The 12,196-nt window shown below is 61.2% G+C and carries 6 protein-coding genes; 4 read left to right on the forward strand and 2 right to left on the reverse strand.

Annotated features, from left to right (window positions below; all coding sequences use genetic code 11):
- Positions 1–7: 7 nt before the first annotated feature.
- Positions 8–1,189 (reverse strand): ubiquinol oxidase subunit II, encoded by a 1,182-nt coding sequence (cyoA, locus tag AC1DPX_RS22990; protein WP_477239736.1) that lies wholly within the window; start codon positions 1,187–1,189, stop codon positions 8–10.
- Positions 1,190–1,403: 214 nt separating this feature from the next.
- On the opposite strand from cyoA, the gene AC1DPX_RS22995 reads away from it, so the two are divergent.
- Positions 1,404–2,726 carry an MFS transporter gene (locus AC1DPX_RS22995; RefSeq protein ID WP_202355908.1) on the forward strand — a complete coding sequence of 441 codons (1,323 nt, stop codon included), beginning with the start codon at positions 1,404–1,406 and terminating at the stop codon, positions 2,724–2,726.
- 97 nt (positions 2,727–2,823) lie between these two features.
- Here AC1DPX_RS22995 and AC1DPX_RS23000 read toward each other — a convergent pair whose 3' ends face one another.
- Positions 2,824–4,353 carry an MDR family MFS transporter gene (locus AC1DPX_RS23000; RefSeq protein ID WP_477239737.1) on the reverse strand — a complete coding sequence of 510 codons (1,530 nt, stop codon included), beginning with the start codon at positions 4,351–4,353 and terminating at the stop codon, positions 2,824–2,826.
- A 118-nt stretch (positions 4,354–4,471) separates the two neighbouring features.
- Here AC1DPX_RS23000 and AC1DPX_RS23005 point away from each other — a divergent pair, with 118 nt between their 5' ends.
- From AC1DPX_RS23005 to AC1DPX_RS23015, 3 genes are all read left to right on the forward strand, one after another.
- A complete protein-coding gene (locus tag AC1DPX_RS23005; protein WP_477239738.1) occupies positions 4,472–5,104 on the forward strand; it encodes a MarR family winged helix-turn-helix transcriptional regulator in 633 nt (210 codons plus the stop codon).
- 423 nt (positions 5,105–5,527) lie between these two features.
- A complete protein-coding gene (locus AC1DPX_RS23010; RefSeq protein WP_477239739.1) occupies positions 5,528–11,578 on the forward strand; it encodes an RHS repeat-associated core domain-containing protein in 6,051 nt (2,016 codons plus the stop codon).
- A 1-nt stretch (position 11,579) separates the two neighbouring features.
- Entirely contained in the window at positions 11,580–11,912 is a 333-nt protein-coding gene (locus AC1DPX_RS23015; protein ID WP_477239740.1) for a hypothetical protein, read from the forward strand.
- The last annotated feature ends 284 nt before the right edge of the window (positions 11,913–12,196 follow it).

Below are 12,196 nucleotides of genomic sequence, written 5' to 3' on the forward strand. Positions count from 1 at the left end.
CTGTCACTCACAATTCTTGCCGCAGCAGGCCGAGCGACGGCGTATCCGCCTCGGCGCGACGGCTCTCGGTGCCGGGCCTGAGCAGCCCTGCTCCGCGCAGCGGGGAAAGATTTTTGGCCGGCCAATCGGTCGGCGCGGCAGCGCTGGCCGCGCGCGCGGCGGCAGCCGCCTCCTCCGCCGTGCAGATGCTGGCGACGTAGGACGGATCGTTGCCGAACACCGCGCCGCGCCGGGCGAGCTTGTCGTATTGCAGCGGCAGCGTGTTGCGCACGCCCGCAAGACCGAGGCCGCCCTTGGCGTCGATCGACATCATCTCGTTCATGCACATCTTGCCGCGCTCGACGCACAGGTTGAGGATGGCGCCATAGAGGTCGGGATCGACGGAGGCATAGTGGCGGACCGGCTCGTTCTCGCTCGGCTTTTCAAGTTCGAGATAGTTGTCGCGGCTGAGCGTCGCCGTCGCGCTCCTGGCCTGCGCCACCCACTGGTCGAAGGCCTGGCCGGACAGGCCGTGGAAGGCAAAGCGCATGCCGGAAAAACCAGCGCCGCTGTAATTGGCCGAGAAGCCGCTATAGGTGCCCGGCCGGTTGATGACGGCGTGCAGCTTCGTCTCCATCGCCGGCATGGCATAGATCTGCCCGGCAAGGGCTGGGATGTAGAAGGAATTCATCACCGCCGACGAGGTGATGCGGAAGTCGATCGGCTGGTTGACCGGCGCCGCCAGTTCGTTGACCGAGGCGATGCCGTAGTCCGGATAGATGAACAGCCATTTCCAATCGAGCGCCACGACCTCGACCCGCAGCGGCTTGTGCGCTTCAGTGACCGGCTGGCCGGGCTCGATGCGATCGATCCGGCGATAGGGGTCGAGCAGATGCGTGCCGAGCCAGGTCAGCGCGCCGAGGCAGATGATGATCAGCAGCGGCGCCGCCCAGATCACTAGTTCCAGCTTCGTCGAATGATCCCAGTCCGGCGCATAGGTCGCCGCGGCGTTGGACTGCCGATAGCGCCAGGCGAAAAAGACGGTCAGCGCCATGACCGGGATGATGATGACCAGCATCAACAGGGTCGAGACCACCAGCAGGTCGCGCTGCTGGGCCGCGACATCGCCGGCGGGTGCCAGCACGACCAGATCGCAGCCGCTCAACAGCCCGGCCAGGGGGAACAGAAGCAAGGCTCCAAATCGTTTCATCAAACGCTGCCCTCGATGGACCGCGGCAACCATTCATGTTGCAGTGCGGTATCGATCAAGGGCTACTGCTCGCGACGCTGTGGTAACATTGGACAATTTGTCCAATGCCCAGCCGGCATGGCTTTGGCGCAGTGTGCAGTGCACAATGGAACCCTTGGGGAATCCCCAGAATTGGGTCCTGGACAGTTCATTCCACGCGGTGGCGACGGATAAGATGGCTCAGACTTCGACTGCCGAAACCAACAGCGAGCTGATCGGCTCGCATCATGGCCAGGTCAGCGCCGGCGATATCGCGGTCGGCGTGATCGTCGGCAGGACGTCGGAATTCTTCGACTTCTTCGTCTATGCGATCGCGTCGGTCATCGTGTTTCCCAAGCTGGTGTTTCCGACGCACGACCCGCTCGTCGGCACGCTCTATTCCTTCTGCATCTTCGCGCTGGCCTTCGTCGCGCGGCCGTTCGGCTCCGTGCTGTTCATGGCCATCGATCGCGCCTATGGCCGCGGCGCGAAACTGACGATCGCGCTGTTCCTGCTCGGCACGTCGACCGTCGCCATTGCGTTCCTGCCGGCCTATGGCGACATCGGTGCGATCGCGGTGTGGCTCTTGGCGCTTGCCCGTATCGGCCAAGGGCTGGCGCTCGGCGGAACATGGGACGGACTGCCCTCGCTGCTGGCGCTGAACGCGCCGCAGAACCGGCGCGGCTTCTATGCCATGATCCCGCAACTCGGGGCGCCGATCGGCCTCATCGTGGCGAGTTCCCTTTTCGCCTTCTTCGTTGCCAATCTGTCGGCGGACGACTTCTTCTCCTGGGGCTGGCGCTATCCCTTCTTCGTTGCCTTCGCCATCAATGTCGTGGCCCTGTTCGCCCGGCTGCGCATTGTCGTCACGCCTGAATTCTCGAAACTTTACGAGAGCGGCGACCTGCAACCGACACGCATAAGGGACACGATCCGGGCAGAGGGCCGCAACGTCGTCATCGGCGCCTTCGCGCCGCTGGCGAGCTTCGCCCTGTTCCACATGGTGACGGTGTTTCCGCTTTCCTGGGTGTTCCTGTTCACCAATGAGGGGCCGGCGCGCTTCCTGATGATCGAGGCGGTGAGCGCGCTGTTCGGTATCGCGGCCATCGTTGCGTCTGGCCCGCTGGCCGATCGCGTCGGACGCCGTGCGCTGCTCGGCGGTTCGGCGATCGCCATCGCGACGTTCAGCGGCTTTGCCCCGCAGCTTCTGGACGGCGGCGCCGTCGGAGAGGCGCTGTTCATGGTGCTGGGCTTCATCCTGCTGGGGCTCAGCTTCGGACAATCGTCGGGCGTCGTCGCCTCGAGCTTTTCCCGGCGGCATCGCTATACCGGCTCGGCGATCACCTCGGATCTGGCATGGATGTTCGGCGCCGGCTTCGCGCCGCTCGCCGCCCTGCTGCTCGCCGGCAATTTCGGCCTCATCGCCGCCGGCGCCTATCTGCTGTCAGGTGCCGCCTGCACATTGCTTGCGCTGTGGATCGACGGGCGCCGCCCGGCCGCCGACCATCTGGCCGACTAAAGCATTTCACCGCTTCATGGAAACGGTGAAATGCTCCGACTCTTTGATTTGACGCAATTTCCAAGGGAAAGCGCCGCGCGCATTTCCTGGAACTGCTCTAGCCCCGCTTCGGGATCTGGACATCCTCCAGCAGAAGCGTCAGCGCCATGGCGACGAAATAGAGCGCCGCCACCCAGATGAACATCACGTTGAAACCACTGGAATAGTGGGCGAGCACCACGTCGCGGATCGCGGCCGGCAGGCTTGACGCCAGATGCGGGTTCAGCCCGGTCAGGCCCTCCGGCAGCAGGGCGGCGGCATCGGCGGGAAGCTCCGAAGTCTGCCCGTTCAGGGCCCAGGTCATCACCGCGCCGTTCAGCGCCAGTCCCAGCGACGCGCCGATGGTCCGCGCCTGGGTGATCAGCGACGTCACCGCGCCGATATCCTGCAGGGGTGCTGCCGCCTGGATCGCCACGATCAGCACCTGGAACTGCAGGCCCATGCTGATGCCGAACAGGCCCATCATCACCGCCAGCACCCAGATCGGCGTGTGCGAATTGATGAAGACAAAGCCAATCATCAGCAGCCCGCCGATGCCCATCGCCACCACCGGCATCCATTTGTAGCGGCCGGTCGCGGCAATCACCCGCCCGGCCACGATAGAGATGACCATCGAGGTCAGGGAAGCCGGCAGGAACAGGAAGCCGACTTCGGCCGGACTGAGCCCCGTCAGCGTCTGCATATAGAGCGCGAAATAGAAGAACATGCCGAGCGTCACCGATCCGGCGACCACCGACACGCCCGAGACGATGCGCACCGTCGAGGAGCCGAACAGCCGCAAGGGCACGATCGGCTCCTCGGCGCGCCGCTCGACCAGGATGAACGCGGCGATTGCCACCAGCGCGACGACAGGCAGCGCGAAAGTGAGCAAGTCCGGCCCGGCGGGGTCGAGCAGATGATAGCCCCAATAGACGATTGCCGTGGTGCCGATGGCTAAAAGCAAGCCGCCCAGATAGTCGATGCTATGCCGCTTCTCGTTGAACCGGCTGCGCATGGCGAATGCCAGGATCGCCAGCACGACGATGCCAACCGGCAGATTGACCAGGAACACCCAGCGCCAGCCGAACAGGCTGGTGATGTAGCCCCCGGCCAAGGGCCCGAGGACCGACGACAGCGCGAACACCGCCGAACTGTAACCCTGGTATTTGGCACGGTCGCGCGGCCCGAACAGTTCGCCGATCATGGCGAAGGCCGAGACCATCAGGCCGCCGCCGCCGATGCCTTGCAGGACGCGCGCCGCGATCAGGCTCTCCATCGACCAGGCCATGCCGCAGACCAGCGAACCCACCAGAAACAGGGCGATCGCCGTCAACACCACGTTCTTGCGGCCGTACATGTCGCCGAGCTTGCCGTAGAAGGGCGCGACGGCGGCGGTCGACAGCAGATAGGCGGCGCCGACCCAGCCGAACAGATGCAGATTGCCGAGTTCGCCGGCAATGGTGGGCAAGGCCGTGACGACGATCTGCATGTCGATGGTGGCCATGAACATGGCGATCAGCGCACCGGAATAGACGATCAGCGTCGTAAGGTCGGGCCTGGCTTCCGCCTCCGCGGGCGCCGCATCCGGAAGGGTCGAGTCGAGAGTCATGGGGATCTCCGCAGGCTGGGCGCGGTTTATGTGCCAGTGGCAGATATATGTCAATATCAAATATATGCTACCAGCATGCAATTGACATCGGCATGTATTTTTGTTAGCGCGCTGTAATATGAGAAGCAGCGATGCCGAGCCGGGCAAGCCCGACCGATTTTCCGCCCTGCACCAAACGCATGGCGATCAGGACCTTGCCGATCTGGCGCGCAGCAATGGCATGTCCGAAGCGGCCGCCGACGCCGTCGCCGCCATCGATGCGGTGATGAGCAAGGTGCGCCGTTCGGTCCAGCGCAGGGATTTCGGTCGTTTGATTCTGGCGCGCATCGATCCCTCGCTGGAAGTGAGCCATCTCGACGCGATCATCGCGCTCAGCGCGGTCGTCGGCGACACCCCAAGGGACGAGGTGACGGTCGGCGTCATCGCCGAGCGCATGGGGATCGACCCCTCCCGCGCCAGCCGCATTTCGGCCGACCTCGTCGAGCGTGGCTACGCCTTCCGCGTCGCCTCGCAGCTCGATGCCCGACGCATTTGTCTCAAACCCACCGCCAAGAGCGAGCGCCTGGTGATGGCGGTGCGCCAGACCAAATGGCGGATTTTCGCCGGGGCGCTGGCGCAATGGGATGAGCAGGAACTGGTGGAGTTCGCTCGCCTGCTGGAACGCTTCGCCGGCTGGGCGATCGACGAAGCGGGGATGAGCAGGGCCGCCGATGCCGTCAAACAGATGATGGACGAGACGGAACCGGTATAGGCGCCCGGTTGTTTCGACCGCCAGCCGAAGCTTGCATGAACCGATGAAGCGCACGACAGGACATCGCAGCGGCCGCGCGATTGCTCGAGGCGCATATGACCACGCTACCCTTTGACGCGCGCATGGATCATCGTCTCCCGAAGCGATGGAGCCGTTGAAGAGTTGTTCGTGCCCACCCTCGGCTAATGCCGAGTACAGTGCCTCGACACCATGAATTCTCCGCCACCTTTCCATGCCGGCGATGCAGCACCGTGGATCGCATCATTCGAAAGATGCTCGATCCGTCCAGCATTCACTGTCCTTGCGCAGTGTTCTTTTGTCTCCTCCAAAAATATGTCTGTGGATATTGGCTCTGCGACGAGAGCCTGTCGTATCGGCTAAATGAAAGGTGAGTAACGATAAGCAACTTGGCTCGGGGGACTCATGAAACGGTTGCTTGTTGGCGCGGCAGTGCTTGCCGCGAGTGTCGTTGGCGCGGATATTTCTGCTGTCTCTTATATTAGAGAAAGCGCGGGGATTGCAGCACTTGCGCAGGAGAGCCAAAGCTCTTCCGCGACTGCAGGAAACTCCGCCGCCGGTTACGGCAATGGTGGAGCGGCGCTGGGAGCCGGCGGACAGGCCGCGGGCAACCCACCCAGTTCTTCGCAGTCGACCGAAAATGGTTCATCTGCGACCGGCGGCCCGGATGCCGCCGCCAAGGTCGGCGCCAAGCCGGCCGATGCCAAAGCTGCCGACGGCACCAGCACTCCAGATGGCACCAAGACTGCCGCCGCGACGAAGGCAACCGGCAAGGCGGCCAAGACCAGCGAAACCGAAGCCGCCCCCGAGGAGCCGGCGGCGCAGGCAATGGCGGCAGCGGCCACGACGACCGACAGCGGCGATCCCGAGGCGATCGGCACGCCGAAGGTGGATCTGCCAAAGGCCGCCGGCAACGGCAATCTCGGCTATGCCATCGGCATCGACGTTCCCACCTTCCACGGCATCGAGCCGCAGATCGCGCTGAACTACAATTCCTCGCGCAAGACCAAGACCGGCGGTCTCTATCAGGGCTGGCTCGGTTATGGCTGGGGTCTCGACGGTTTTGACGTCATCGAGCGGGCGACACCCGGCTATGGCATGCCTGCCTATGACGCCAACGACATCTATCTGCTCGACGGCCAGGCGATGGTGGCCTGCACTGCCGGCATGGTCTCGCCCTCCTGCGCGACCGGCGGCACGCATGCGACCGAGAATGAGAGCTACCGCCGCATCGCGTTGAACAGCGCCACCAATGAATGGAAGGTGACGGACCGGGATGGCACGGTCTCGACCTTCCGCTCGGTGGCGGCGGTTGCCAATTTGACGCCCACCGCCGGCACACCGGCCTATGATCTTGCCATGAACTATCGGTGGCTGCTGACCTCGGTGACCGACACCAACGGCAATACCGTCACCTACAGCTATAGCTGCCCGGCCAGCCCGACGTGCTATCCGGCGGCCGTCACCTACAACGGAACCAGCATTACCTTCTACTATGAGACGCGGCCCGACCTGATCCTGATGGGCAATGGCCGCGATATCTCCGAGACCAGCCAGCGCATCAAGACGATCTCGGTCAAAGTGAGCGGAACACTGCGCGGCGCCTACAAGCTCACCTACGACCAGGCGCCGTTCTCCAACACCTCACGACTCACAACCGTCACCCGCTATGGCACGGATGCGGCTGTCGCCGCCGACGGCACCATATCAGGAGGAACGGCGAAGGTGCTCGGTCAGATGACCTATCAGAATGCCGATGGCGTCTATGGGACAGTGAACTCAGCTATTTATGATCAGCCACTCGTATGGGGTCAAAGTGTAATTACCAGACCAAGCCAGGTTGGCGATCTCAACCTTGACGGTCGGGACGAAGTCTTTGGACGTTACGCCGAGCAGAAAACAATAGGGAACACCGCCTCAAGCAAGACATACAAGAGAATAATCAAGTTCGATTTCACCGGAGGTGTGGCAGACACCAAGACCACAGAGACTGGCGGATGGACTATTGGTGACTTTGACTTCTCGGAACCTGGGCGTTTTATTCCCACCAAAAATACAATGGATTTTGTATTTTACCATTACGCCGGCTCTTCGGCGTCTGGGTCGTTGCTTGTGACAGACGCACAACTCGCAATGACCAAATCGAACTGCAATCCGACACCACCTGCCGGCTATCAGTCGGTCTGCAGTGCTTTGCCATACGGCGCCAATTTTACTACGCCTCCCGACGCGCCAACATTTGTTGCCGATCCTGACGGCGACGGCGTTGATAATGTCAATGTCGACAGCAATACGGCCAAGCCCGTTGGCGTGGGGGACTTCCTGGGCAATGGCAGGCAGCTACCGCTTTATACAGCGGGAACGTTCGTTAAGAAGGGCGTGCTCTCGAATGGTGTATGGCAAAGCAGCGGAACACCATTCGAGATCAACTGCTCAACCCAAACTTCGCCAGGTACTTGCGTTCTTGGCGACCTCAATGGCGACGGGGCAACGGATATTCTGCGCTACAACGGCAACAACAGCAGCGTCGGATTGTGGCTTTCGACCGGCATTGGTTTTAAGAACTTTTGGACTTCATCGGCGGCAGGCACGTCGGCGGTTCTGCGCGACTTCGACAATGATGGAAGGCTGGATGTCGTTACCATCGATGGAACCCCAACGGCCTATTCTCGCAGGACAGGGACGGTTAGGATTTTCTCACTGCAGCCGTCCTCGACTTCTATGACGCCAGTGCAGTTCACGCTGCCTGCAGCCATGAGCGCAGGCACGTTGATCGGCGACTTCAATGGCGATGGCCTGCCGGATTTCACTGACTACAGCCACATGTTCATCTCGAACGCAGGGACGGGCAATCCGAACCTCGTCAAGCAGATCACCACGGAGCTCGGCGGCACGGTCGCGGTCGAGTACACGCCGTCCTCGACATGGACAAACAACTACCTGCCGCAGGTGGTGCATGCGGTGACGAAGCTGTCGGTCAGCGATGGCCGCGGCCAGACGGCGGTGAGCACTTATGCCTATGCCGGCGGCAAGTACGATCCGGCGGCGCGCAAGTTTTTGGGCTTCGCCTCGATTGTCGAGACCAGACCGCTGGCCAATCGCGAGACGGCGCCGTCGACCATCGAAACCACCTATCGCCAGGACCTGGCCAGCTACGGCCTGCCGTCGCTGACGGTATGGAAGGATGGCGCGGGTGTCGTGCACAAGCAGGTGGCCGAGACCTATGCGGTCAACACGGCGAGCAAGCCATACACGGTGCAGAACACGGTGACCGACACGACGCTGACCGAGAATGTCTCGCGCACGCTCAGGGTCTTCCGGGGCTTCGATGCCTACAACAACATCGTCGGCCTCAAGGACTATGGCCGCACCGATATCGATGGCGACGAGACCTGGACGGAGCGCTTCTTCTCGCCCAACACCTCGGCCTACATCGTCTCGGCCCCGATTGTCGAGCGCACCCATGCCGGGCTCAATGTCACGGACCCCTATGTCGCCTACAAGCAAAATTTCTATGACGGCAACACGACCGACGTGTGGGCGGTGCCGACCAAGGGCAATCTGACCCAGGTACAGAGCTTCAGCGCTTTGACCAATGCGGTGACCCAGTATTTTGCCTATGACACCTACGGCAACAAGGTCTCGGCAACCAACAGCCTCGGCCACAAGACCGAGTGGGACTATGATGCCACCTATCATCTCTATCCCACAACAGAGCGGGCGCCTCGGTACTTTGCGACGGGCGGCCAGACAGTCGACACGCGCTTCGTCTCGAGCGCCACCTACAATCCCGTCTGCGGCCTGCCGGCCACCAAGAGCGATCCCAACGGCCTGGTGAAGACTTTCGCCTACGATCCGTTCTGCCGGCCTTACCAGGTCTCGCAGAGCGTCACCGGCGCCTATGCCAAGACGCGCTTCGAGAACGAAGGCAATCCAGCGACACAGGCGTTGGTCAAATACACACCGCTGCCCAATGGTGCGGGGGAAGACTTCACCCGCTCCTGGTATGACGGCCTTGGCCGGGTCTACCGCGTGGAAACGCCCGGAGAGACAGGGGCCGGACCAAGGCGCATTGCCGACACCGACTATGATCTTCGCGGCAATGTCCTGCGCACCGCCTTCCCGCGCTTTGTCGGCGATACCGCGCAGTGGACCACCAACAGCTATGACTGGGCCGACCGGCTGGTGCTGACGGTCAATCCGGATGCCAGCCAGCGCTCCTATGCGCACAACCTGGCGACGGTCGATCTCGTCAACCCGCGGCTCAACGGCACGACGATGACCGACGAGCTCGGCCACCAGACCCGGACGGCATGGTCGACGCATGGCGATATCGCCGTCATCGTTCGCGACGTGGGCGGCCTCAATCTGATGGAGACGCGCAGCTACGACGTGCTCGGCCGCTTGATCGGGGTGACCGATCCCGGCGGCTCGACCTGGTCCTACACCTACGACCTGCTCGGCAACCGGCTGTCGGCGACCGATCCCGATCTCGGCACCTGGACCTACACCTACGATGCCGCCAACCGACTGATCAGCCAGACCGATGCCAGGGGCACCGTCACCAATCTCAGCTACGACCAGATGGACCGGCTGACGCTAAAGACGGCCACCGCTCCTGGCGGCAGCCCGGTGACGCTGACGCAGAACAGCTACGATCAGTCAGCCGCCGGCTCTTACAACATAGGCCAGCTGACCACATCGCAGAATGCAGCGGCCACGCAGGCTTACAAATATGACGGCTTCGGCAAGGTCGCCCGCCAGGATGCCACCATCGGCACACTGACCCACACCACGACCAGCGTGCGCGATGCCTCGGGGCAAACACTGGCGACACAGTATCTGCCAATGCAGCTCGATTTCGGCACGCTTGCCGCCCCGCTGCAATACACCGCCGGCAACAGGCTTGCCTCGGCACCCGGCTACATCACCTCGATCATTTACGAGGCCGATGGCCAGACCAGGGAGATCACTTACGTCAATGGCGTGAAGACGTCCTTCACCTATTCGCCGACACGCCGCTGGCTGACGCGCATCACCACGGCTCTTGGCGCCGCCACATTGATGGACCGGCAATACACCCGCGATGCCCTCGGCCGCATCACCAGCATCGTCGGCGCCTCCGCGCCCGGCAGCTGGAACTATGTCTATGACAATGCCGACCGGCTGATCTCGGCGGACAATCTCGGCGACAACACGCTGGACGAAACCTTCGTCTATGCCGCCAACGACAACATGGTCTCACGCAGCCGTGTCGCCGGCACCTATGTCTATCCCGCGGCGAGTGCAGCCCGTCCGCATGCGCCGCTCACCGTCGGCGCCAATGCGATGGCCTATGATGCCAATGGCAATCTCACATCCGATGGCAGCCGCACGCTCGCCTGGGACGAGGCCAGCCGGCTGAAGACCGTCAGCCTTGCCTCCAACACCGTCAACCTCGCCTATGGACCGGACGGAGCGCGCGCCAAGAAATCATCGAGCTTTGCCACCACGCTCTATCCCGACGCCAATGTCGAGATCAATCCGGCGATGCCGGGCGCGGAGGTCTACACGCGCTATCCGCATCCCGACATCAAGGTGGTCGGCACGGCAAAATACTTCCTGCACCGCGAGCATCTGGCCTCGGTGCGGCTGGTCACCGACATGTCGGGCGCCGTGGTCGAAGGCACCACCTACGCCACCTATGGCGAGCAGCTCAACACCGGCTTCCAGACGCTGAAGGGCTATATCGGCGAACGCTTCGATGCCGAGACAGGACTGCTCTATCTCAATGCACGGTACATGGATCCGGTGCTGGGGCGGTTTATTTCGCCGGATGATTGGGATCCGACCAAGGAAGGCGTTGGTACCAATCGGTATGCCTATGCAAACAATGATCCCGTCAACAAGAGTGATCCGAATGGGCATATCTTCGGCGAAATCGGTAGAGCGCTGACAGCACTAGGTAGAGCCTTGCTAGGAGGTGCTGAACGAAGCGTCGCGAAGGATGCCGAAAGGGCATTAGGCGAAGGCGCCGAAAAAGCCGCGCAGGATAGCTTGCCCGGGATCAAGGCTGCTAATGACAAAGGTATCTCAACTGCCGACAAGAAGAAGGGAACTTATCAGAAACCTGAGAACCTCATCGAACGAATCTTGTCAAATGAGGCCAGACAGAATCCGAAGAATGGAACTCCACTTGCCGGGATGAACAACGATAAGAATTTTTTGGCAGAAGATGGCTGGCAAAAGATGTCTATGAAGACAAAAAGCTCAGATGATGTTACAGTTGAGGTACATTACCAATACAATACAAGGACAGGGGCGGTTGCGGACGTAAAATCGATAAACAGGGCTGCAGACCAATCCAAGGGATTCTGGTCTAGCACTGCTATTCATCTAGGTGTTGCGCTGGGCATAGTTGATACAGCCCTTCGAGAAACATCTCTAAACCCATTTGACGCTGCAGGGGCGTATTAAGATGAAAATCCGTAATAAAGGCCGCCACAATACACACGACGTGTACGCGATAGCAGTTTACACATCGGAAGATTTCGGGCTTAGAACTAGGGCCGTATTCTATGCATTTGAAGACGGTATGCTTGGTTTGAGCGCTGAGTCTTTTGATGAAATCGACATTGTTGATTCGAATTTGGGCGCTGATTTCAAAATTCATCCCATGGCGCACAACAAAGGATTTATGATTCTGTGGGACTACTTTGATGACATCGATCATCTTGCGAGACTTATTAATCTGGAATCCGATACGCTGGAAACATTTGAGAAGGCGCGATCCGATCGCAAGTTACGGTGACAGTGCACTTTTATCTCTGTTCACATGGTTGCCGCTGCGTATAAATTGACCACATGGCTCGCCTTGTCCGCATTGTCGTTCCCGGTCTGCCGCACCACGTGACACAGCGCGGCAATGGGCGCACTCAAATGTTCTTCGCGCCGAAGACTACAAATTGCGGTGACAGTGCACTTTTCCCTGACGGTTAAAGCCACGCCACCTCTGTAGCCCAAGGGGCAGTCCTGAGCGAGATCACGTCTCCTGAAGTAACACCCGTCCTCCACCAATATCCAGCGCTCCCATCC

This window comes from Mesorhizobium sp. 01N446, assembly GCF_056399285.1.

Bases quoted from the DNA above. Each gene is read 5' to 3' on its own strand.
- cyoA (WP_477239736.1), bottom strand. From the start codon at position 1,189: ATGAAACGATTTGGAGCCTTGCTTCTGTTCCCCCTGGCCGGGCTGTTG.
- AC1DPX_RS22995 (WP_202355908.1), top strand. From the start codon at position 1,404: ATGGCTCAGACTTCGACTGCCGAAACCAACAGCGAGCTGATCGGCTCG.
- AC1DPX_RS23000 (WP_477239737.1), bottom strand. From the start codon at position 4,353: ATGACTCTCGACTCGACCCTTCCGGATGCGGCGCCCGCGGAGGCGGAA.
- AC1DPX_RS23005 (WP_477239738.1), top strand. From the start codon at position 4,472: ATGAGAAGCAGCGATGCCGAGCCGGGCAAGCCCGACCGATTTTCCGCC.
- AC1DPX_RS23010 (WP_477239739.1), top strand. From the start codon at position 5,528: ATGAAACGGTTGCTTGTTGGCGCGGCAGTGCTTGCCGCGAGTGTCGTT.
- AC1DPX_RS23015 (WP_477239740.1), top strand. From the start codon at position 11,580: ATGAAAATCCGTAATAAAGGCCGCCACAATACACACGACGTGTACGCG.